The 23,953-nt window shown below is 42.1% G+C and carries 20 protein-coding genes, 2 tRNA genes and 1 pseudogene; 21 read left to right on the top strand and 2 right to left on the bottom strand.

Annotated features, from left to right (window positions below; all coding sequences use genetic code 11):
• Positions 1 to 41 precede the first annotated feature (41 nt).
• Both DW981_RS03800 and rpsU read left to right on the top strand, forming a co-directional pair.
• Positions 42 to 1,250, top strand: a complete 1,209-nt coding sequence (locus DW981_RS03800; RefSeq protein ID WP_118506833.1) for a hypothetical protein — start codon at positions 42 to 44, stop codon at positions 1,248 to 1,250.
• Between the two features lie 169 nt (positions 1,251 to 1,419).
• Positions 1,420 to 1,593, top strand: coding sequence for a 30S ribosomal protein S21 (rpsU, locus tag DW981_RS03795; protein WP_022013401.1), 174 nt, complete (start codon positions 1,420 to 1,422; stop codon positions 1,591 to 1,593).
• A gap of 143 nt (positions 1,594 to 1,736) precedes the next feature.
• Here rpsU and DW981_RS03790 read toward each other — a convergent pair.
• Positions 1,737 to 1,821 (bottom strand) — tRNA-Leu (locus DW981_RS03790).
• A 230-nt stretch (positions 1,822 to 2,051) separates the two neighbouring features.
• On the opposite strand from DW981_RS03790, the gene DW981_RS03785 reads away from it, so the two are divergent.
• From DW981_RS03785 to DW981_RS03750, 8 genes and pseudogenes are all read left to right on the top strand, one after another.
• On the top strand, positions 2,052 to 3,308 hold the full coding sequence (locus tag DW981_RS03785) for a peptidyl-prolyl cis-trans isomerase (RefSeq protein WP_118506832.1): 1,257 nt from the start codon (positions 2,052 to 2,054) through the stop codon (positions 3,306 to 3,308).
• Positions 3,309 to 3,366: 58 nt separating this feature from the next.
• Positions 3,367 to 7,122, top strand: a complete 3,756-nt coding sequence (locus tag DW981_RS03780) for a phosphoribosylformylglycinamidine synthase (RefSeq protein ID WP_118506831.1) — start codon at positions 3,367 to 3,369, stop codon at positions 7,120 to 7,122.
• Positions 7,123 to 7,227: 105 nt separating this feature from the next.
• Positions 7,228 to 7,299 (top strand) — tRNA-Gly (locus DW981_RS03775).
• Positions 7,300 to 7,362: 63 nt separating this feature from the next.
• Positions 7,363 to 8,822: pseudogene (locus DW981_RS03770) on the top strand (nicotinate phosphoribosyltransferase).
• A 25-nt stretch (positions 8,823 to 8,847) separates the two neighbouring features.
• Positions 8,848 to 10,479: a hypothetical protein gene (locus DW981_RS03765; protein ID WP_118506830.1), complete on the top strand. Its 1,632-nt coding sequence runs from the start codon at positions 8,848 to 8,850 to the stop codon at positions 10,477 to 10,479.
• A 194-nt stretch (positions 10,480 to 10,673) separates the two neighbouring features.
• Entirely contained in the window at positions 10,674 to 11,090 is a 417-nt protein-coding gene (locus tag DW981_RS03760) for a hypothetical protein (protein WP_022025334.1), read from the top strand.
• A 14-nt stretch (positions 11,091 to 11,104) separates the two neighbouring features.
• Positions 11,105 to 11,335: a hypothetical protein gene (locus DW981_RS03755; RefSeq protein ID WP_022025333.1), complete on the top strand. Its 231-nt coding sequence runs from the start codon at positions 11,105 to 11,107 to the stop codon at positions 11,333 to 11,335.
• 138 nt (positions 11,336 to 11,473) lie between these two features.
• Positions 11,474 to 11,863 carry a thioesterase family protein gene (locus DW981_RS03750; protein WP_118506829.1) on the top strand — a complete coding sequence of 130 codons (390 nt, stop codon included), beginning with the start codon at positions 11,474 to 11,476 and terminating at the stop codon, positions 11,861 to 11,863.
• 206 nt (positions 11,864 to 12,069) lie between these two features.
• Here the strand turns inward: DW981_RS03750 and DW981_RS03745 are convergent, their stop codons facing one another.
• Complete coding sequence (locus DW981_RS03745; RefSeq protein ID WP_118506828.1) at positions 12,070 to 13,413, bottom strand: butyryl-CoA:acetate CoA-transferase; 1,344 nt, start codon at positions 13,411 to 13,413, stop codon at positions 12,070 to 12,072.
• 285 nt (positions 13,414 to 13,698) lie between these two features.
• Between DW981_RS03745 and DW981_RS03740 the strand changes: the two genes are divergently transcribed.
• From DW981_RS03740 to DW981_RS03690, 11 genes are all read left to right on the top strand, one after another.
• On the top strand, positions 13,699 to 14,886 hold the full coding sequence (locus tag DW981_RS03740; protein WP_118506827.1) for an acetyl-CoA C-acetyltransferase: 1,188 nt from the start codon (positions 13,699 to 13,701) through the stop codon (positions 14,884 to 14,886).
• 47 nt (positions 14,887 to 14,933) lie between these two features.
• Entirely contained in the window at positions 14,934 to 15,722 is a 789-nt protein-coding gene (locus DW981_RS03735; RefSeq protein ID WP_022025328.1) for an enoyl-CoA hydratase-related protein, read from the top strand.
• A gap of 114 nt (positions 15,723 to 15,836) precedes the next feature.
• The gene (locus DW981_RS03730; RefSeq protein ID WP_118506826.1) at positions 15,837 to 16,709 is read left to right on the top strand and encodes a 3-hydroxyacyl-CoA dehydrogenase NAD-binding domain-containing protein; all 873 of its coding nucleotides are present in this window, start codon (positions 15,837 to 15,839) and stop codon (positions 16,707 to 16,709) included.
• Positions 16,710 to 16,839: 130 nt separating this feature from the next.
• Positions 16,840 to 18,015: an acyl-CoA dehydrogenase gene (locus DW981_RS03725; RefSeq protein ID WP_118506825.1), complete on the top strand. Its 1,176-nt coding sequence runs from the start codon at positions 16,840 to 16,842 to the stop codon at positions 18,013 to 18,015.
• Positions 18,016 to 18,059: 44 nt separating this feature from the next.
• Positions 18,060 to 18,845 (top strand): electron transfer flavoprotein subunit beta/FixA family protein, encoded by a 786-nt coding sequence (locus DW981_RS03720; RefSeq protein ID WP_022025325.1) that lies wholly within the window; start codon positions 18,060 to 18,062, stop codon positions 18,843 to 18,845.
• A 27-nt stretch (positions 18,846 to 18,872) separates the two neighbouring features.
• Positions 18,873 to 19,910 carry an electron transfer flavoprotein subunit alpha/FixB family protein gene (locus DW981_RS03715; protein ID WP_022025324.1) on the top strand — a complete coding sequence of 346 codons (1,038 nt, stop codon included), beginning with the start codon at positions 18,873 to 18,875 and terminating at the stop codon, positions 19,908 to 19,910.
• A 257-nt stretch (positions 19,911 to 20,167) separates the two neighbouring features.
• On the top strand, positions 20,168 to 20,986 hold the full coding sequence (locus DW981_RS03710; RefSeq protein WP_118506824.1) for an undecaprenyl-diphosphate phosphatase: 819 nt from the start codon (positions 20,168 to 20,170) through the stop codon (positions 20,984 to 20,986).
• A 104-nt stretch (positions 20,987 to 21,090) separates the two neighbouring features.
• Positions 21,091 to 21,888 carry an adaptor protein MecA gene (locus DW981_RS03705; RefSeq protein ID WP_118506823.1) on the top strand — a complete coding sequence of 266 codons (798 nt, stop codon included), beginning with the start codon at positions 21,091 to 21,093 and terminating at the stop codon, positions 21,886 to 21,888.
• 13 nt (positions 21,889 to 21,901) lie between these two features.
• Positions 21,902 to 22,534 (top strand): signal peptidase I, encoded by a 633-nt coding sequence (lepB, locus tag DW981_RS03700; protein WP_182434119.1) that lies wholly within the window; start codon positions 21,902 to 21,904, stop codon positions 22,532 to 22,534.
• Between the two features lie 26 nt (positions 22,535 to 22,560).
• A complete protein-coding gene (gene ylqF / locus DW981_RS03695; RefSeq protein ID WP_022025320.1) occupies positions 22,561 to 23,403 on the top strand; it encodes a ribosome biogenesis GTPase YlqF in 843 nt (280 codons plus the stop codon).
• A gap of 62 nt (positions 23,404 to 23,465) precedes the next feature.
• Positions 23,466 to 23,953: hypothetical protein (locus tag DW981_RS03690; protein ID WP_347474500.1), on the top strand; the 488-nt coding region annotated here is incomplete at its 3' end.

Raw genomic sequence — 23,953 nt, 5'->3', positions numbered from 1 at the left:
CTATTTTATATTTTATTTAATCATTAAGAAGGAGGATGATTATGAAAAAAATCAAAAGATTATTAGTTGTTGCTGCCTTGGGTTTGATCATTGGCGCGACAGCAAAAGTGCAGACGCAGGCTGCAGTGACCGGTGTAAAGCAGATTGATGACAGCAAGAACAGCGTCAAGCTGCAGTGTAATGCAATTCTTGACGCAGGCTACTATTATTTAGAGCTTAGTACAGATAACAGGAATTGGGTTGTTATGGATGTATCTTCGAATCCATCTTCATTATCTGCAAGCTCTCTTACTTCAGGAACGACATACTATGCCCGCGTAGGTACATGTACAGATTATAATTACTCTGCAGGACTTGTGGCAGTTGGTAAGGCAAATGTATCGGCATCTATTGATGTAGTTACAGCTCCGGAGACAGGTGCAAGCAAGTTCGTACAGACAGGTGCTACCCAGACATCCTTTACCGGTACGTTCAGTGGATCGTTTGGTGCAAACTATTATCAGATCTATTATAATGATGTACTGCTTGGAGCAAGTACATCAACGACAGTTAAGACTTCCAGAAAGTTGACACCTGGTACAAGTTATTGGACATATGCATATCCATGCAGACGTTCCAGCTCTGGATATATTGCAAGAGGCTCCTACAGCTATGACTATATGAAGACGATGCGTCCGAAGGTAAGTACAAGTACATTTGGAATTACATCTGCACTTAGCAATATTAATGTATACTATATGGCGGTTTCCAATAACTATAACGTTGATGGTTTTCAGTGGCAGTTCTTTGTAAATGGCAAATTAAAGAAGACGGTTACGGAGTCATCTAGTTCTTTACGTATCGCTAATTTTATTAATGGTAAGGCAATTCAGTACCGTGTACGTCCATACATTGACTGTGGTGCCAAGAAGATTTACGGTGAGTGGTCCGGATTTAAGTCAATTGGATATGCAACAAAGGTTACAGGATCCTATAACAGAAAGTCAAAGAAACTTACTGTAAAGTGGTCTAAGGTTACCGGTGCAAAATCCTATACCGTGTCTATTTCAACCAAGCAGTCTAAGGGATTTAAGAAAGTAAAGACCGTGAAGGCTTCTAAAAGAAAGGTAGTTATTAAGAAGTATGGCAAGAAGAAACTCAAAAAGGGTAAGATCTATTGGATTCGTATTGTGCCAAACGTTAAATCCGGGAAGAAGACGGTAGCATTAAAGACTTCAGGTGTATATAGCTACAGAATTCCTAGATACTAAAGCTTATAAACGATGGTAAACAATGAAAAAAGTTGTTGACTATTTGGCAAATTATGCTATAATATATTTCGTGCGTATGGAAATGCGATTTCCATGGTAAAATATATTACCCTATACAGTTGTGTATTGAAGCATAATCTACAACTGAGGGGAGGTTAGGTGTGAGACTATGTCAAATGTAATCGTAAAAGAGAATGAGACATTGGATAACGCTTTACGTCGTTTCAAAAGAAATTGTGCGAAAGCAGGAATCCAGCAGGAAATTCGTAAAAGAGAGCATTATGAGAAGCCAAGCGTTCGTCGTAAGAAGAAGTCTGAGGCAGCTCGTAAGCGCAAGTACTAAGAACTTTTTATGAATGTGTCATAGAAGGGGCATCATGCAAACAGCATGATGCCCCTTTTGACATGGTGAAGTCGCGCTACGCAACAGCAGTTTTGTATTAATTAAAGAAAAAAGGTAAGTCAATAATGACTTACCTTTTAGTATGCGGAAGAAGGGACTTGAACCCTCACGTCGCTAAGCAACACTAGAACCTGAATCTAGCCTGTCTGCCAATTCCAGCACTTCCGCAAGCACGACTAATATACTAACATGTTATACGCTATTTGTCAATTTGTTTTTTTACTTTCGTTCATTTATTTTTTGAAGATGAGTATTCATAAAGAAAACAAGGTGTGAAATGGTTGTGAACTGCAATATAATAATTGACTTATAGTTGTTTTTTGATAAAATAGAAGATAGCGTTTCTGCGTTTTGGACAAAAGGCAGAAAAAGAGAAATTACAATTTGGAGGATTTACCATGAATGCATCAAAGAAAATTATGAATCAGGGGAAGAAGGAGGAAACTATATCGACGTCTTCTGCACCGAAGACGAATTCAAAGGTTAAGCTTGGCGGCGCCAGCGATGGTCCCGGCATGAAAACTTATGTTTTAGGGGGATTTTGTGTCGCTCTTATCCTTATATTATGTATTGGCGTTGGAATTCAACAGTTTAAGCCAAGCACAGTGTTAAAGATCGATGGTGAGAAGATCACGATGGATGATATGATGTACCCAATCTATGAGAGAGAGAGCAAATATCTGCCATCCAACGAGATTTATGAAAGCTATTTAGGAACTTCTATCTGGGATGCCGGATATATGGGAACTGACAGCACAGTTGACAGCAATGTTACAAATGCAGAGGGACTTAAGCAGGAGATCATCAATGCAGAAACAGAATATGCTGTATTGTATAATGAGGCTGTTAAGGCAAAATATAAGCTGACAAAGGATGAAGAAAAAGATGCAAGATCACAGGCTAAGAAAGCAGTCAAGGGCCTTTCTTTCGTACAGAAATTACAGCTTAATATTTCTGAGAAGAAGTTGTCAAAACGTTTTGAAAAACGTATTTTGGCAGATCGCTATAAGGCAGATCAGAAGAAAACGACAGATGCTACCGTAAACGAGAAAGATGCGATCAAGAATGTATCTAAGAAGGATCTGCGTCAGTATGATGTACAGTATTATTCCTTTGCTAAGAAGTCTACGGATTCCAGTACAGGAACAGAAACAAAATTAACAGATAAGCAGATCAAAGAGTATACTAAGAAATTGAATGAACTTGCTGCAAAGGCAAAGACCGCAAAAGATTTTACTAAGCTTCTTGGCAGCGAGAAAGAGAGTGGAGTTACTTATAATAGTGGTAATTTCACAGAGAAAGAGGGCTGGAGCACTTATCTGTCCGATGCCAACTTAAAGAAGATCAAAAAGATGAAAAATGGTGAGATTTCTGGTGTGATCACAGATAGTTCTACCGGATATACCATGTTGATCAAGATGGTAAATAACAATTCAAACAAAAGCTATGATTCTGCATGTGATGAAGCGATCACATCAGCAAAGCAGACTGCTTATAATGCATGGCTTGCTAAACTTGAGAAGAAACACCAGATCAAGAAGTATGATAGTGTTTGGAATGATGTGAAGATTGGAACGGTTACGACAAGTATTGTAACTGCAGATGATTTGAGCAAGATGGCAGAGGCGGATTCTTCCTCTAGCGAATCCAAATAAGAGTGAGGCATATGATTAGCAGGAACCCATCCTGTTACAAAAGAAATGGAGGCATACAATGGGAAATGTGAAGAGAGTATATGTTGAGAAAAAATCAGCTTATGCGGTACGTGCCAAAGAGTTAAAAGAAGAGGTGGTCCGCTATCTTGGTATTACGGCATTGCAGGATGTACGTGTATTGATCCGTTATGATGTGGAGAATCTGAGTGATGCTACTTACCGTCAGGCATTAGGTACTGTATTTTCAGAGCCGCCGGTTGACGAATATTTCGAAGAGACATTTGCGGTTGATACTGATGCACTTGTGTTTTCTGTAGAATATTTACCGGGACAGTTTGATCAGAGAGCAGATTCGGCAGAGCAGTGTGTGAAACTTTTGAACGAGAAAGAAGATCCGGTGATCCGTTCTGCTACAACATATGTATTTGAGGGAAAATTTACAGACGAAGAAGTTGCCAAATTAAAAGAATATTGTATCAATCCGGTGGATTCCCGCGAGACGAACGAAGAGAAGCCGGAGACTTTGGTACAGCAGTTTGAAGATCCGGCAGATGTTGCAATCTTTGACGGTTTCCAAAGTATGTCTGAGGAGGATCTTCGTACATTGTATGAATCCTTAAATCTGGCTATGACATTCCAGGATTTCAAACATATTCAGAATTATTTTGCCGGAGAGGAAAAGCGTGATCCTTCGGTAACAGAAATTCGTGTACTAGACACTTATTGGTCGGATCATTGCCGTCATACGACATTTTTAACAGAGTTGAAAAATGTTACTTTTGAAGATGGTTATTATCGTGAGCCGATTGAGAAAAGTTATGAGGAATATCAGGAAGTGCGCAAGGAGATCTTTGCAGATCGTCCGGATAAGTATGTCTCTTTGATGGACATTGCTTTGATGGCTATGCGTAAGCTGAAAGCAGATGGCAAGTTAGATGATATGGAAGAGTCTGATGAGATCAATGCCTGCTCTATCGTTGTACCGGTTGAGATCGACGGAAAAGAGGAAGAGTGGCTTGTATTCTTTAAGAATGAGACACACAACCATCCGACAGAGATCGAGCCGTTTGGTGGTGCTGCAACTTGTCTTGGTGGAGCAATCCGCGATCCACTGTCCGGACGTGGTTATGTTTATCAGGCAATGCGCGTGACGGGTGCAGCAGACCCTACCGTATCTATGAAAGATACGCTTCCCGGTAAATTACCACAGCGTAAGATCGTGACCGGAGCTGCCAAAGGATATAGCTCTTATGGTAACCAGATCGGTCTTGCAACGGGTCTTGTAAATGAGATCTATCATCCAAATTATGTTGCTAAGCGAATGGAGATCGGTGCTGTTATGGGTGCGGCTCCACGTCGTAATGTAATCCGTGAGAACAGTGATCCGGGTGACCGCATTATTTTACTTGGTGGACGTACCGGCCGTGATGGTATCGGTGGCGCAACAGGTTCTTCCAAAGCACATACAACGAAATCTATTGATGTGTGCGGAGCAGAGGTGCAGAAAGGTAATGCACCAACAGAACGAAAGATTCAGAGATTATTCCGCCGTGAGGAAGTCAGCAAGATCATTAAGAAATGTAATGACTTTGGTGCAGGTGGTGTATCCGTTGCAATCGGTGAACTTGCAGATGGTCTGCAGGTTGATCTGGATAAAGTACCGAAAAAATATGCCGGCTTAGATGGAACAGAGCTTGCTATTTCAGAGTCACAGGAGCGTATGGCAGTTGTCGTAGCACCGGAAGACGTTGATAAAATGCTTGGCTTTGCAGAAGAGGAAAACCTAGAGGCTGTAGTTGTTGCTGAGGTAACAAAGGAGCCTAGATTAGTATTGTCATGGAGAGGCAAAGTTATCGTAGATATTTCCCGTGCTTTCTTAGATACGAATGGAGCACATCAGGAAGCAGATGCGGTTGTTACGATGCCAAAGAAAGAGGAGAATTATTTTACAAAGGCAGAGCCAAAGAAAGACATTCGCCGTTCTTGGCTGGAAACCTTAAAAGATTTAAATGTATGTTCTCAAAAGGGTCTGGTTGAGATGTTCGACAGCTCAATTGGAGCAGCAAGTGTATATATGCCATATGGCGGTAAGAATCAGCTGACACCAACACAGACAATGGTAGCAAAGCTTCCGGTATTGTCTGGTAAGTGCGATACAGTGACGATGATGAGTTATGGCATGGATCCATATTTATCTTCGTGGAGCCCATATCACGGTTCGGTTTATGCAGTAGTATCTTCTGTTGCTAAGATCGTGGCTGCGGGTGGTGATTTCCACAAGATCCGTCTTACGTTCCAGGAGTATTTCCGTCGTCTGGGAACAGATCCGAAACGTTGGGGTGAACCAATGGCAGCGCTGTTAGGTGCTTATGATGTTCAGATGAAGCTTGGACTTCCATCCATTGGTGGTAAGGACAGTATGTCCGGTACCTTTAATGATATTGATGTACCACCTACGCTATGTTCTTTCGCGGTTGATGTAGATCATCTTCCAAATGTTGTTTCACCGGAACTGAAACAGGCGGGCAACGTACTTGTGAAGTTCACGATGAAGAAAGATGAATACGATCTTCCGGATTACGGTCAGGTAATGGCAATGTATGACAAGATCACTGAGATGATCCACAGTGGTCTGATCCAATCTGCTTATGCGATCGGATTTGGTGGAATATGTGAGGCTGTCAGCAAGATGGCATTCGGTAATGGTCTGGGTGCTGTTATGGATGACGGTTTGACGATTGATGATCTCTTTGCAAAAGAGTATGGTTCTATCATTGCAGAAGTACCTGCAGACCGTTTAGGAGACATTACGACAGAATATACGAAGATCGCGCTTGTAACGGAGCAGCCAAACTTTGTGATCGGCAGCGAGAAGATTGCGATGAAGGAAGCGTTAGAGGCTTGGACAGGTACTTTGGAGAGTGTTTTTGCAACACGTTCTGATGTGGAACAAAAAGAACTGGAAGATAAAGTATTTGATGCCGGTAAAGTATACACGGCTGCGAATAAGATCGCTAAGCCGAAGGTGTTTATTCCGGTATTCCCGGGAACTAACTGCGAGTATGATACAACAAAGGCATTCGAGCAGGCTGGAGCACAGGTAAAGACTGTAGTCTTTAAGAATATGACAGAAAGCCAGATCGTAGAGTCGGTAAATGCGTTCGAGCAGGCCATTAAGGAATCCCAGATCTTAATGTTCTCCGGTGGATTTAGTGCCGGTGATGAGCCGGATGGTTCTGCGAAGTTTATCGCATCGATCTTCCGTAATCCAAAGATCATGGATGCAGTACATGAACTGCTGCAGAAGCGAGATGGACTTGCGCTTGGTATCTGTAATGGATTCCAGGCACTGATCAAACTTGGTCTTGTACCATATGGTGAGATCAAGCCGCAGACAGCAGATGCACCAACTTTGACGACGAACAGCATTGGACGTCATATTTCTAAGTCAGTATATACGAAAGTTGTTACAAACCAGTCTCCATGGCTTATGGAGGCAGAGTTAGGTGGAGTATATGCGATCCCGGCATCTCATGGCGAGGGTCGTTTCGTGGCACCGCAGCATGTTATCGATGAATTGTTTGCAAATGGTCAGGTTGCTACCAGATATGTTGATCTGTCTGGCAAGCCAACAATGGATGAAGACTTCAATCCAAATGGTTCTTATGCAGCAATCGAAGGAATCACCAGCCCGGATGGACGTGTACTCGGTAAGATGGCACATTCTGAGCGTATTGGTGAAGGTGTTGCGATCAACATTTATGGTAACCAGAACCAGCATATTTTCGAGTCTGGTGTGAAGTACTTCAAATAAAATTAAAAAAATTAAAAAAATGTGTTGACAATTAATGCAACATCATGTAGAATACTCATTGTGCTTGCGAAAAGCACAGTGAGTAATTCTTCTAAATAGAAGAACGCACGAGTGGCTCAGTGGTGGAGTATCGCCTTGCCAAGGCGAGGGTCGCGGGTTCGAATCCCGTCTCGTGCTTTTTTGTTATATTTAAATATTTTTTTGGCGGCTGTTGATGGTCGTGCAGAAATAAAGGGAGTGATGGTTATGAGGCAGCAAGATGCGAGAAACCTGTCCATGGTAATGGATTTTTATGAATTGACGATGAGCAATGGCTATTTTGTCGGACAGGATTTGGATACAAGAGTAGTATTTGATGTGTTTTACCGCGCTAATCCGGATGGTGGCGGATATTCGATTTTTGCCGGATTAGAACAGATTGTAGATTATATTCGTAATCTACAGTTTACGGCAGAGGATATTTCGTATTTGCGAGAGCAGGGGATTTTTGCAGAAGATTTTTTAGATTATCTTGCACGTTTTACGTTCCGAGGTGATGTGTATGCACTTCCGGAAGGTACCGTGATGTACCCTGGAGAACCGATCGTTACGGTAGTAGCTCCATTGATCGATGCTCAGTTGATCGAAACGGCTGTTTTGCTGGAGGTCAATCATCAATCATTGATCGCAACGAAGACGAGACGTATATGCAATGCGGCAGCAGGCAGAGCAGTGTCAGATTTTGGTGCGAGAAGAGCCCACAATATGGATGCAGCTGTCTATGGTGCCAGAGCGGCAGTGATCGGTGGAGCAACGTCGACCGCTACAGTATTGGCAGGTCAGATGTTTGATATTCCGGTCAGCGGAACGATGGCACATAGTTGGGTCATGTTTTATAAGGATGAATTTACGGCGTTTGAAAAGTATGCCAGATTATATCCGGATGCAACGGTTCTGTTGGTAGATACGTATGATGTCCTTCACAGTGGCGTACCGAATGCGATCCGTGTGGCGAAAGAAGTATTAGAGCTATGGGAAAACGATTAAAGGGAATTCGTTTGGATAGTGGTGATCTTGCATATTTATCCAAAAGGGCGCGTAAAATGTTAGATGATGCAGGATTGAAAGATTGCCGGATCGTTGCATCTAACAGTTTGGATGAGTTTACTATTCAGTCCCTTGTCAGACAAGGAGCCTGCATTGACAGTTTTGGTGTTGGAGAGCGTCTTATTACATCGAAATCGGAACCGGTTTTTGGCGCAGTTTATAAAATTGCGGCAGTAGAAGAGGATGGTATCTTTGATCCTCGCATTAAGATTTCGGAGAATGTGGAAAAAATTACCAATCCGGGTTGGAAACAGATATATCGTGTGTATGATGAAAATCATAAGGCGATTGCCGATCTGTTAGCCGGAAGAGACGAAGAGATTGAAACTTCTGGGGAAGTAGAGTATGTCGATCCGAACAAGCCTTGGAAACACAGAGTATTTACCGGATGTACATTTGTTCCGTTGCAGCAGCCGGTATTTATTGACGGGCGTTTTGTAGGAACGACCCCAAGTGTAAAAGAGATCGCAAAATATGTGGAACGTCAGCTTTCGGAAGAAATTTGGGAGGAAGAGCAGCGCTTTGAAAACCCGCATAAACATTATGTTGATATGACACCATCTTATTTTAAAATGAAGAATGAATTATTGTCTTCTGCCAGATTTGAAGGCTGATAAGTTGTAGAAAGTGAGGATGATTATGAAATTAAAGGTGAGAATTGCCTTGTTTGTTATTTTTGCAGCAGTGATCGGTGGGTTTTATTATGCCTATTTCCCGGCGATCAATATACATTTGGAGATTTTTTGGACAACATTGATCGTTGTTTTTTTGTCGTTGGCGATCATTCTGGGAGCAAAATCATCCATTTCTCAGATGGTTGGAAGATTGTCTAAGAAACCGTCGATCAAGGAATTTTCGTGGTTTGCGAAGCTTTGCAGTGTATTGGTTATCGTATGTGTTGGTGTGCTGATCGTTGGTTCGGCGTTAGGCGCTACGCTATTTCGTTCACGTGCCTATGCAAACCTGCTTCCGGTAGATAAACGGGAATTTACGGAGGATATAGAGCAGTCTGATCAAGTTACAGACATTGCATTGATGGATACGGAGAGTGCAAGGATATTTGGCAATCGTAAGATTGGTTCTTTGTCGGATGTGGTCAGCCAGTACGAGATCGAAGCGGATTATACGCAGATCAGCATTAAAGGACAGCCGATGAAAGTTTCGGGATTGAAGTACGCGAGTTTCTTCAAATGGTGGAATAATCGAAACAGTGGTGTGCCGGGATATGTACAGGTTAATCCGGTGAATTCAGAGGCTAAGTATGTGAAATTGACAAAGCCGATGAAATATGTTCCCTCGGCATATTTTAATTATAATCTGCAGCGTCATGTGCAGCTTACTTATCCAACCAAGATCATTAGCGGATATAAATTTGAGGTGGATGATGCTGGAAATCCATATTATATTTGTCCGACAATGACAGCAAGAGTTGGATTGTTTGGCGGCATAGATGTGAATGGTGTGATCATTTGTGATCCAATCGATGGTGAGTGCCAATATTATGCGATTGGAGATTGTCCATCTTGGGTGGATAGTGTATATGATGGACATCTGCTTACGAAAAAGTATAATTGGCATGGTATGCTGTCTGGTGGATATATTAACAGTATTATCGGGCAGAAAGGCTGTAAGCAGGCAACGGATGATTTTGGATATAAGATCATTGGCGATGATGTGTGGGTATATACCGGTGTTACATCGGCAAATGGGGATCAGTCTAATATTGGATTTGTGATGATGAATCAGCGTACCTCGGAGGCGAGATATTATCAGGTGTCCGGTGCGGAAGAACATTCTGCTATGTCTGCTGCAGAGGGAGAGGTGCAGGAAAAAGGCTATAAGGCATCTTTTCCAAGCCTGATCAATGTGTCGGGTACTCCAACGTATATTATGGTTCTTAAGGACGCCGGTGGATTGGTTAAATTGTATGCGATGGTTAATGTGGAGCAGTACAATATTGTTGCAACAGCGACATCTCAGACAAAAGTGTTTGAAGAGTATAAGACGCTCCTAGCTTCCGATGGAAAGCTGGAAACCGAGGAAAATGATCTGAAAGAGGATACGATCACTGTGCAGAGTGTGGAGTATATTGATTCGGATGATGGAACTATGGTATATATCAAAGATACGAATCATCAGGTATATAAACAGGCGTTCAAAGAAGATGAATCGTTGATACGTATTAGTGCCGGAGATGTACTGCACGTGAAGTATCAGCCGATGGATAATGAAATTCATTTGTTGCAGGAGTTTTCCTTCGAAACGAAGTGACGGAGTTTTATAGAATTTTAAGAATATTTTATAATTAGAGCTATTGAATTATTTATACGATCCTTTAGACTTATAAGTGGTTTTAAGATTCGCAATTAAGAATCGCAGGACGGCTTATCGTCAAATATTCTATGAATTTCTGCGCTGTGTATGCAGGACAGGATTTATTGGATATAGAAGATGGAGGATACAAGATGAGATTAAAAGAACGCATCAGAAGATTTATGCAAGGGCGTTATGGGATAGTGGATCAATATTCAGAGTTTCTGTTTATTGTAGCTATTCCGATGTATATTATCGGAAATATAATATCAATTCGGGTAGTTAGTGCGCTGTTGATGGGTGTTGCATTATTTTTAGTGTTCTACGTCGATTACCGTATAATGTCACGAAATTGCACAAAGCGGTACCGCGAAAATGAACAATATTTGATGTTTGCGGGTATATTCCGTAAGCGTTGGCAGAAGTTTTGTTCTCGCATCAAGGATCGGCGCGAGAATCGTATTTACAAATGCCCATCCTGTAAGCAGCGGATTCGTGTGCCGAGAGGAAAAGGAAAGATTGCGATCACGTGTCCGCAATGTCGGACAGAATTTATACGTAAGAGTTAAAAGGAGGAAGTGGTATGCGGGAGATGACGTTTAAGATGGAACGTCCCGGTCTGGTGAAAGCAGGGGATGCAGTGCATGTCAGTGAAAAAAAGACAGCACTGAATTATTCCTATATCATAGAGCCTGCTGTTGCTATGTCCGGCTGTTTTAAGGTAAATGAGAGGATACAGAGCAGAGATGGTATTGTAAAGGACGTAACCCACAATGACCGCGGTTATTATGTAGTCGTGGAATTTGAAAACTAGCATCAAAACGCGTTTTTGCTGTGCTGTCGGAATGTCCGGTGTAAGATAAATGGTAATGCATTGACAAATGAAATTTTGGCACAGGGCAGTCGACAATATAGTGAGGATAGAGTACATTAAACAGAAAGAGAGGATACAATGTTAGAAAAAGGAATTAAGGGAACCGGACGTCAGGTAGTGACGGAGAAACTTACGGCAAAAGAGATGGGAAGCGGTGAGCTTGCTGTTTATGCAACGCCTGCGATGATCGCATTGATGGAAGAGACTGCTTACAAAAGTGTTACAGCAGAATTAGAGGATGGCATGGGAACGGTAGGAACATTAATGAATGTGAAACACGTTTCCGCTTCACCGGTTGGTATGGAGATCACATGCGAGACAGAACTGACAGAGGTAGATGGAAGAAGACTGGTATTTACAGTAAAGGCTTATGATACAAAAGGGCTGATCGGCGAAGGCGTACATGAGCGCTTTGTGATCGTTAATGAAAAATTTCAGGCAAAAACTGACAGCAAAAAAGAAGCTTAATAATTCTGACAGCAAAAAAAGAAGCTTAAGGATTTAGCCATAAAAAACGCTTAAACATTACGGTTTAAGCGTTTTTTTGTTAGGAGAGTATTTTGCGGTCCTTTTTGTTCAGGTATTTTGATTTCACTTTTAAAAATAAGATGGATAACGTCCGTTTTTTGTAGGGACGTTATCCATCTTCGGCTGTTTTTTTATAAATGCTCCGCTTAGCGTTTATTGCTCTGTTTCCAAATCTTCATCTGTTCTGCCTCTGCGATCAACTGGTCGCGGAAATCAGGATGAGCCACGGAAATAATGGCTTCTGCTTTCTGCCAGGAGGAAAGTCCTTTGAGATTAACAATACCATATTCGGTTACGAAGTAATGAACATTGGCACGTGTATCTGTTACAATAGAACCATTCGCCAAAGTAGGACGGATTCTGGAATTTACGGTGCCATCCTTAGCAGTGAAAGTAGAAGACATGCAAATGAAGGATTTACCACCGTTGGAAAGGTAAGCGCCTAATACAAAGTCTAACTGTCCGCCTGCACCGCTGATCTGTTTGGTTCCTGCGCTCTCAGCGTTGATCTGTCCGTACAAGTCAATATCCACTGCATTATTAATGGAAATGAAATTATCCAATGCGGAAATGGAACGGATGTCATTGGTATAATTGACCGGGGCACTCATGCACTGAGGGTTTTCGTCTAAGTAGTCATATAATTTTTGCGTTCCGGCACCGAAAGCATATACCTGACGGCCTTTATCAATGCTCTTGTTCATGCCGGTGATCTTGCCGGCTTTCGCAATATCCACAAAGGCATCTACATACATTTCTGTGTGTACACCAAGATCCTTAAGGTCGGACTTAGCAATGAGAGAACCGACTGCATTTGGCATGCCGCCGATACCGAGCTGCAGGCAGGCACCGTCTGGAATTTCATCTACGATATATTTTGCAACAGCTTCATCTACTTCTGTAGCAGGAGCAGCAGCGCCCATTGCATCAATAGCCGGATTGGAGCCTTCTACGATCATGGCCACTTGACTGATATGGATTCCCTCTTCAAATCCACCTAAGCAGCGAGGCATATTTTCATTAACTTCCACGATAATAATCTCTGCGCGCTCACAGACAGCAGCCATATGAGAGGCGTTTGGTCCAAAATTGAAATAGCCGTGTTTGTCCATTGGAGCTACCTGAAACATTGCTACACGGGAAGGGGTAGCGGAGTCGCGGTAATAACGCGGCAGCTCGGAGTAACGGATCGGATTATAAAATGAGAAATTTTGTGCGATTGCTTTACGTTCGATGCCGCCCATATGCCAAGAATTCCAAGTCATATGCTGTGCAGGAGAGTCAATTTTGAAAATCTCCGGAACGTGCATTAAAATACCGCCTCTGAAGTTTACATCAGTCAATTCCGGAAGACGTTTTGCCATAGCAGCATCCAAGGCTACCGGCGTACCCGTGCACCATCCGTAATCAACCCAGTCGCCGGAATTGACGACTTTGACCGCATCTTCTGCGGAAGTTAGCTTTTCGTTGTACATTGTTTGAAAGTTCATATTCTTTCTCCTCCATATCTGTTTTGAATTGGGGATCCGAAAGTGTAGAAAAAATTTCAGATCCTATGTAAAACTCTTATCTAATAAAATAGCACGAAATCATTTTATTCGCAACAAATCGCAGAGAAATCTTTGCTGACAAATTTTGTCGGAATTCCACAAACAATGAAAGAAAAATGCTTGCTAATTATTTCAATTTGATATATCATAGAGGCAAAGAGTGCATATGGAACGCTATATATTGTATGGATTGTTCTGCACATATCAAATAAGGAGGATTTAGTTATGGCAAAGAAAGTTGTTTTGGCAGGCGCATGTCGTACTGCAATCGGTAAAATGGGTGGAGGATTGAGCAAGACTCCGGCACCAGTGTTAGGTTCTATCGTTATCGAAGAAGCTCTTAAGAGAGCAGGAGTTCCAAAGGAAGAAGTTGATCATGTATATATGGGTTGTGTAATCCAGGCAGGTCTTGGACAGAACGTAGCACGCCAGGCATCTATTAAGGCAGGTCTTCCTATTGAGACACCGGCAGTTACAGTAAATGTCGTATGTGGTTCTGGTTTGAACTGTGTAAATATGGCAGCTCAGATGATCGAAGCAGGAGATGCTGACATCGTTGTTGCTGGTGGTATGGAGAATATGTCGATGGCACCATATGCTATGATGCAGGGCCGTTTCGGATACCGTATGAACAACGGTAAGTTAGTAGATACCATGGTAAATGATGCACTTTGGGATGCATTCAATCAGTATCATATGATGATCACAGCTGAGAATGTTGCTGATCAGTGGAATCTTACTCGTGAAGAGTTAGATGAGTTTGCTGCAAGCAGTCAGCAGAAATGTGAAGCTGCAATTGCTGCAGGCGGATTTGATGCAGAGATCGTACCTGTTCAGACAGGTGTAGATAGAAAGACAAAAGAGCCAATCATCTTCTCTAAGGATGAGGGACCTCGTGCTGGAACAACAGCAGAGAGCCTTAGCAAGCTGAAATGCTGCTCCGGTAAAGAGGGCGGTGTCGTTACAGCTGGTAACGCTTCCGGTATCAATGATGGTGCTGCAGCAATCGTTGTAATGAGCGAAGAGAAAGCAAAAGAACTTGGTGTTACTCCAATGGCAACATTTATTGGCGGTGCATTGGGCGGTGTTGATCCATCTATCATGGGTGTTGGACCGGTTGCATCTACGAACAAGCTTTTGAAGAAAACAGGTCTTACAATTGATGATATGGATATTATCGAGGCAAATGAGGCATTTGCAGCACAGTCTGTAGCAGTTGCTAAGGATCTTAAGTTCGATATGTCTAAAGTTAATAAGAAAGGTGGAGCAATTGCACTTGGTCATCCGGTTGGAGCATCAGGCTGCCGTATCCTTGTTACACTTCTGCATCAGATGGAGAAAGGTCAGAAGGGTCTTGCAACACTTTGTATCGGTGGTGGAATGGGTTGCTCAACAATCGTTGAGAAAGAGTAATTCACAGATCGCGGTTGATAAAGTAATCACATAAAGGAGACATAATCATGGATTTTATTTTATATGAAGTAGATGGTGCAGTAGGAACCATTACAATCAATCGTCCAAAGGCATTGAATGCTTTGAACAGCCAGGTGTTGGACGAGCTGAATGCTACATTAGATGCAGTTGATCTGGATACAGTTCGCTGCTTGATCCTTACCGGAGCAGGTGAGAAATCATTTGTTGCAGGTGCTGACATCGGAGAGATGAGTACACTCACAAAGGCCGAGGGTGAGGCGTTTGGTAAGAAGGGAAATGATGTATTCCTTAAGTTAGAGCATTTCCCAATCCCTGTGATCGCTGCAGTAAACGGATTCGCACTTGGTGGCGGATGCGAGATCTCTATGAGCTGCGATATTCGTATCTGCTCTGAGAATGCTGTATTTGGACAGCCTGAAGCTGGTCTTGGTATTACACCTGGATTTGGTGGAACACAGAGACTGGCTCGTTTGGTAAGTCCTGGAATGGCTAAGCAGTTGATCTATACAGCAAGAAATATTAAGGCTGACGAGGCATATCGCATTGGTCTTGTAAATGCGGTATATCCATTAGAGGAGCTTCTCCCGGCAGCACAGAAGATGGCTGCAGGTATTGCAAAACAGGCTCCGATCGCTGTTCGTAATTGCAAGAAAGCAATCAACGAAGGTCTTCAGGTATCTATCGACAAAGCTGTTGAGATTGAAGAAAAGTTATTTGGTGACTGCTTTGAGACAGAAGATCAGAAAGCTGGAATGGGCAATTTCTTAGCTCCAAAGGATCAGAAAGTTAAAGTTGTTCCTTTCAAAAACTGTTAAAATCGAATTGGTGGGTGTCATGGGATGAGTGATCATCCCTTGGCACTTTACTATAGTCAAAGCGGATTTTCATCCGTTTCCCCAAAAAATTAATTAAAATATGGAGGTAATATCATGAAAGTAGGCGTTATTGGTGCTGGTACTATGGGACAGGGCATTGCTAAGGCATTTGCTCAGAATGAAGGATATGAGGTAGCTCTCTGCGACATTAAGCAGGAGTGGGCTGATGGCGGTAAAGAGAAGATCGCTAAAGGCTATGACAGATTGGTACAGAAGGGTAAGATGACACAGGACGCTGTAGATGCTATCCTTGGCAGAATCACACCGGGCTTGAAAGAAAACCTTTGTGCTGACTGCGATCTTATCGTAGAAGCTGCATTTGAAGATATGCAGGTTAAGAAGACAACATTCGCTGAGCTTGACAAGATTGCTAAGCCTGAGTGTGTATTTGCTTCTAATACATCCAGTCTTTCTATTACAGAGATTGGTAATGGTTTAACTCGTCCGATGGTAGGTATGCATTTCTTTAACCCGGCAGACCGCATGAAGCTGATCGAGGTTATTGCAGGTGTTAATACACCAGCTGAGACAGTTGAGACAATCAAGAAGATTTCTGAGAACATTGGAAAGACTCCTGTACAGGTTAATGAGGCTGCTGGTTTCGTAGTAAACCGTATCCTTATCCCAATGATCAACGAAGCAGCTTTCATTAAGATGGAAGGTGTATCTGACATCGCTGGTATCGATGCAGCTATGAAGCTTGGTGCAAATCATCCAATGGGACCATTGGAGTTAGGTGATTTCGTAGGTCTTGATATCTGCTTAGCTATCATGGATGTACTTTACAATGAGACTGGTGACAGCAAGTATCGTGCATGCCCACTTCTTCGTAAGATGGTACGTGGCGGTAACCTTGGTGTTAAGAGTGGTAAAGGATTCTATGTATACAATGCTGACCGTACAAAGACACCGGTTGATGCGCTGTAATCAATTCTGAAATGAGTTCACATTTTTTAGTGTTCTGTCAGAACAAGTTGTTTTGGCAGAACATTAAAAATAAAATATGTGTCTGAAACAGCACACAATAAATATGACATGAAAGGTGGTAAAAGAAATCATGGATTTTACATTAAGTAAACAGCATGAGATGGCGAGACAGTTATTCAAAGATTTCGCTGAAAATGAAGTTAAGCCTCTGGCTCAGGAAACAGATGAGACAGAAGCATTCCCACAGTTAACGGTTGATAAGATGGGTAAGAGCGGATTCTTAGGAATTCCGGTTCCTAAGGAGTACGGCGGACAGGGCGCTGACATTTTAACATACATTATGTGTGTAGAGGAGTTGTCTAAGGTTTGTGGTACAACAGGTGTTGTTGTATCCGCGCATACTTCTCTTTGCGTTGATCCGATCCTTACTTATGGAACAGAAGATCAGAAGCAGAAATTCCTTCCGGATCTCTGCAGTGGCAAAAAACTTGGTGCTTTCGGTCTTACTGAGCCGGGCGCAGGTACAGATGCTCAGGGTGTTCAGACAAAGGCTGTTCAGGATGAAGCAACTGGTGAGTGGATCTTAAATGGTTCTAAGTGCTTCATTACAAACGGTAAAGTTGCTGATGTTTATATCATCATTGCTTATACAGATGTTATCGAAGACAAGAGAGGCAGAAAAGTTAAGAAATTCTCTGCATTTATCGTAGAGAAGGGAACACCTGGATTCTCCTTCGGTACAAAAGAGAAGAAAATGGGTATCCGTGGTTCATCCACATATGAGTTGATCTTCGAGGATTGCAGAATCCCTGCAGATTCTATGCTCGGTGTAAGAGGAAAAGGATTCCCAATTGCAATGCATACTTTGGATGGTGGTCGTATTGGTATCGCTTCCCAGGCACTTGGTCTTGCAGAGGGTGCACTGGAGAGAACAATCGAGTACACAAAGGAAAGAAAACAGTTTGGCCGTACAATCGCTCAGCAGCAGAATACACAGTTCCAGCTTGCTAATATGGCAACAAAGGTAGAGGCTGCTAAGAATCTTGTATACAAGGCTGCACTTAAGAAACAGCAGTTTGCTGATGGCGCTAGAGTTTCTTACTCTGTAGAGGCTGCTATGGCAAAATTGTTCGCAGCAGAGGTAGCAATGGAAGTTACTACAAAGTGTGTACAGTTGTTCGGTGGATATGGTTATATCAGAGAGTACGATGTAGAGCGTATGATGCGTGATGCTAAGATCACAGAGATTTACGAGGGAACTTCTGAAGTTCAGCGTATGGTAATCTCTGGTGCTCTTTTGAAGTAAGAACTGATAATTGCAAATTATATAAGACAAGGAGTGACATTGCCGTGAAAATTGTAGTATGTATAAAGCAGGTTCCAGATACCAAAGGCGGAGTAAAGTTTAATCCAGATGGTACACTGGACAGAGGTGCAATGCTTGCCATCATGAACCCTGATGATAAAGCAGGTTTGGAAGCAGCACTTAGAATTAAAGATGAAACAGGAGCAGAGGTTACTGTATTGACCATGGGTCTTCCAAAGGCTGAGGAAGTTCTTCGTGAAGCAATGGCTATGGGCGCAGATAACGGTATTTTGGTAACAGATCGTGTACTTGGTGGTGCTGATACTTGGGCTACTTCTACAACGATCGCAGGTGCTCTTAGAAACATTGATTATGATTTGATCATCACAGGTCGTCAGGCTATTGATGGTGATACCGCTCAGGTAGGACCACAGATTTCTGAGCATTTGGATATTCCAGTAATTTCCTATGCAAAGGATATTAAGGTAGAAGGTGACAGCGTTATTGTTGAGCGTCAGTACGATGATAGATATCATGTATTAAAGGCTAAAATGCCTTGTCTCGTAACAGCTCTTTCTGAGTTGAACGAGCCACGTTACATGACTCCTGGCGGAATCTTCGATGCATTTGATAAGGAGATCACTGTTTGGGGCAGAGCTGATTTGAAAGATGTTGATGACTCTAACTTAGGTTTGAAGGGTTCACCAACTAAGATTGCGAAAGCATCCGATAAGGTTAAAAAGGGTGCTGGTGAGAAAGTTACTCCAGATTCTCCGGATGAGGCAGTATCTTACATCATGAGCAAGTTAAAAGAGAAGCATGTAATCTAACAATAATAAGGAAAAGTGGTGACTAAAATGGGTTTAGAAGAATATAAGGGTGTCTATGTCTTTGCACAGCAGGTAGACAACGAATTAAGCGGTATCGCTTTTGAATTGCTTGGTAAAGCAAAAGAGTTAGCAGCTGATTTGAGCACAGATGTTACAGCAGTTCTGATCGGTTCTGGTGTAAAAGGTCTTGTAGATCAGTTGGCAGAGTACGGCGCAGATAAGGTTATCGTTGTAGATGATCCTGAGCTGAAAGAGTATAGAACAGAGCCATATGCGCATGCATTAGCTTCTGTCATCAATGAGTATAAGCCGGAAATCGTTTTGGTTGGTGCAACAGCAATTGGTCGTGATCTTGGTCCTCGTGTTTCTGCACGTGTTGCAACAGGTCTTACTGCTGACTGTACTGTACTTGAGATTGGTGATTTTCCAATCAATCCAGTTCCAAATCAGGAGCAGAAGCATAACCAGCTTCTTATGACACGTCCTGCATTTGGTGGTAACACAATCGCAACAATCGCTTGCCCGGACAACCGTCCTCAGATGGCAACTGTTCGTCCTGGTGTTATGCAGAAGATTGATCCAATTGCCGGTGCTAAGGCTGAGGTTATTGAGTACAATCCTGGTTTCACACCAAACAACAAATATGTTGAGATCTTGGATGTTGTTAAAGAATTGTCTGATACCGTAGATATTATGGATGCTAAGATCCTCGTATCCGGTGGTCGTGGTGTAGGTAGTGCTGAGAACTTCAAGATCCTTCAGGATCTTGCTGATGTGATCGGTGGTACAGTAAGCTGCTCCCGTGCCGTAGTAGATAATGGATGGCTTCCAAAAGAGCTTCAGGTTGGACAGACTGGTAAGACAGTTCGTCCTAACGTATATTTTGCAATCGGTATTTCCGGTGCAATTCAGCATACAGCAGGTATGGAAGAGTCTGACATTATTGTTGCAATCAACAAAGATGAGACAGCTCCAATCTTTGACGTAGCTGATTACGGTATTGTAGGCGACTTGAATAAGATCGTTCCTAAGCTCACAGAAGAGTTAAAAAAGGTTGTAAAATAATTCCTAAATAATTATTAAATTATTTGGAATAGCGGTTCTATTTAATGATAAAATAGGATATAATGAGACAGAACTTGGATCAGGTTCTGTCTCATTTTTTGTTTAAAAGGAAAATACTGTTGTGAATAGCAAGGAGATTTACGGTAAATTACAGTCTTCGAATATTCAAATAGAAATTGAGAACAACCGCCAATGACTGCTCAGAAGTTTGAGTGGAATCACAAAACGTGAAATGTAAAAAGAAAAGAGGATGAAAGATGGAGTGGATCAAGACAATTATTTATGGTATTGTGGAGGGCATTACGGAATGGCTTCCAATCAGTAGTACCGGACATATGATCTTATTAGAGAAAATCATGCCGATGAAGGTATCTTCCGATTTTTGGGAGATGTATCTGGTTGTCATACAGTTGGGAGCGATCTTAGCTGTTGTATTAATGTTTTGGAATCAGCTATGGCCATTTTGCAGCAAGGAAAAAGGTTATATTAAAAAGGATACATTTTCGATGTGGTTTAAGATTATTGTTGCCTGTGTGCCGGCAGCAGTAGTTGAGCTGGTGTGGGGAGATCAATTAGAAGCAGCCTTTTATCATTATCAAGTGGTTGCATTAATGTTGATATTGGTTGGTATCGTGTTTTTGATCGTAGAACGCTGGAACAAGGAACGTGATGCCAAAGTGACAACCATCGCACAGATTACGTATCGCGCCGCATTTATGATCGGTATGTTTCAGTTGATTGCGGCATTATTCCCGGGAACATCCAGATCCGGTGCAACGATCATCGGTGGTTTAGTGATCGGACTTTCCCGTACCGTAGCGGCGGAGTTTACATTCTTCTTGGCGATTCCGGTCATGTTTGGTGCTAGTTTGATGAAAGTGATGCATTTTGGACTACATTTTTCCGGTTATGAATTAGGGATGCTGTTATTGGGAATGTTTACCGCATTTTTGGTATCCGTGCTCGTTATTCGTTTCTTAATGGATTATATTCGAAAGCATGATTTTAAGCCGTTTGGGTGGTATCGTATCGTATTAGGAATTCTTGTTTTGGTTTATTTTGGCATTGGTGCATAATCCAAACAATAGAAACACACCTCATATTTGACAGATTGCTCATTTAGGATTAAGATAATGAGGACTATACTGATAGTATTTTTGCAAAGAAATGAGGGATAGTTTTGAATTTTCGTAGAATTGATAAGAATACAGTGCAGTGTCGTATGTCCGAAGAGGAAATGGAGGAATATGGATTTAAGATCGAGGATTTCTTCACGGATCAGGACAAAGCACGTGAGTTTTTGGAGCAGTTGGTAGAACGAGCAGAGGAAGAAGTCGGCTATGAAGTTGAAGGCGGCGTTGTTTCCATGCAATTGATGCGTATGCCTGATAATTCCCTGATCATTACATTTTCTGATCAAAGTCCGGAGGGAATGAATAATATGCTGAATCAAATCCGACATCTTGCCGGATCTATTGATGATGAGACCGCAGAAGCTATTGTAGAAGGACTCAAGAATGGCGAGATACCTGATGTGGACGATCAGGCAGCGATACATACCAGCGAAAATATGGATTTATTTCAAAAGAAAAACACGGTAGATGCCGATAAAGAGAATTATCAAAAGCATATGAAGGATCTTGCTAAGATAAGGCGGGATAAGGAGAAAAGCTTGATAAGTTCGGCAAAGGTGTATTCCTTTGACAATTTGGATGGATTGGAGCAGTTTGCTGCAGATTTTTATACCAAAAAGAATATTAATAGCAAGTTGTTTCGAGATCAGAACAGTGGAATATATTATCTGCTGATCAAAAAGGGAAAATTAAAGATGGACGAGTATCAGTATTTATGTCGCAGATTGTCGGATTATGGAACAATTTGCTCACCACGTCCTTATATGGAGCAGTATTGCAAAGAGCATTATAAATGTTTGATCAGCAAGCATGCGATCAGAGCACTGCAGGCATACTGTTTATAAATGGAGAACGGATATGAAATATGACTTTGATTTAGAAGATCACAGCAAAAAGAGAAAAGAAATATTTCTTCGTGTTTTACTGTGTGCTTTAGAAATAGGCGTAGTATTATTTGTGGCATATGCAATTACCCATTTTGGCCTGGAAAAAATGACGGTATCCGGGAAATATATGAGTCCTACCTTGAAAGATGGGGATGAGATCCTGATCAATAAGATGTGTTATCGTCTGCACAAGGTTAGACGAAATGACGTTGTGGTTGTTAAACACAATGGAGCGCAGCATAATTATTATACTGTGGAGCGTGTGATCGGTTTGCCTGGAGAAAAGGTTCAGATCAAAGATGGGGAAGTGTATATTGATGGCGATAAGTTAAAGGAGAAGTATAGATTTCCGACCATGGAAAATGGTGGACTTGCACTGGAAGAGTTTACCCTTTCAGAAGGAGAGTACTTTATGCTTTGTGACAATCGTAATGAGTGTGAAGACAGCCGCAATGCAAATGTCGGTAATGTTATGTCGGAAAATATTGTTGGTAAGGCATGGATCCGTACCAATCATTTTACGTTGGTAAACAGGATCAATGGATTTGAACAGAAACACGCAGATCCGTCGGCAAGTCCGACAGCGAGTGCTGCGGCAAATTAGTACGTAGTTTGAAATGGAGGATAAATATGCAGTTTCAATGGTATCCGGGTCATATGACTAAGGCGAAACGTGCAATGCAGGAAGACATAAAACTGATCGATGTTATTATTGAGTTGGTAGATTCGAGAGTGCCATATAGCAGCAAGAATCCAGACATTGATCAGTTGGCAAATGGAAAATCACGTATACTGTTGATGAATAAATATGATCTGGCAGATCCGGTGCGGACAGACCAGTGGGTGCAGTATTATGAGCAAAAGGGTTATTTTGTAGCGAAAGTGAATTCCAAGAATGGAAAAGGTGTGAAAGCTGTTCATAATGTTATTCAGGCAGCGTGTAAAGAAAAAATAGAAAGAGATCGGAGACGCGGTATTTTGAATCGTCCGATCCGCGCGATGATCGTGGGAATACCAAACGTTGGAAAATCAACTTTTATTAACAGCTTTGCCGGTAAAGCTTGTACCAAAACAGGTAATAAACCGGGTGTTACAAAAGGAAAGCAGTGGATTCGTTTGAATAAGATGGAGGAGCTGTTAGATACGCCGGGTATCCTTTGGCCTAAGTTCGAAGATCAGGAAGTTGGATTACGCCTGGCCTATATTGGATCCATTAAGGATGAGTTATATAATATTTACGAATTAAGCGTTTTACTGCTTCAGTATTTGCGGGAGAATTATCCGAATGCTGTCAGTAACTTTTATGGAATAGCAGAGGAAAAGACCAGTGAAGAGACATTGAAGCAGATAGCAGAGAAAAGAGGATGTTTGAAGGCTGGTGGAGAATTTGATCTGGATAAGGCTGCCAAATGCCTGATTGACGATTTCCGAGCAGGAAAGTTAGGGGCGATCAGTTTGGAAATGCCTCAGTAATTCTTCTATGTTAGGAAAGTAGAACACTTAGGCTTTAATAACGAGCAGAAATGGGGAACAGTATGTACGATAAGAACGAAATCGAGGATAGTCTTGAGTTTTGTCGTCAAATAAAAGAATACGAGGATATATCTGCTACAGATAAGGGCACTGCAAATGAATCGCAGGACAAGTCGTTATCTGTTATGGCGGAGGAAATGGAAACACAGTCACACTCATGGGATCATATTTTGCAAGAACAGGATCCGGTGAGTGTTGATTTTGATGCTGTAAAACCATTTATTGCCCCGCCGGAACCAGAGACGTCGGCCAAAGCGATGGGCGGTTTGCTGGAGAAAGAAGAAGAGGCCAAACGTATACAGGAAAAGCAGCGTGAACAGGCGAGACAGAAGGCGCTTGCGCGAGCTGAGGCAGCCAAAAAGGAAAACGAAGAAGCTGTTCGACTTAAGGCAGAGCAGGAAAGAAAGGCGGCAGAAGAAGCAGCCAGACTTAAGGCAGAACAGGAAAGAAAGGCGGCAGAAGAAGCAGCCAGACTTAAGGCAGAACAGGA

Source organism: Clostridium sp. AM49-4BH (assembly GCF_003478335.1).
In the GTDB taxonomy this organism is placed as follows: Bacteria; Bacillota; Clostridia; order Lachnospirales; family Lachnospiraceae; genus Butyribacter.
The sequence above is the reverse complement of the archived record's forward strand: the minus strand, read 5'-3'. Positions and strand labels throughout refer to the sequence as shown.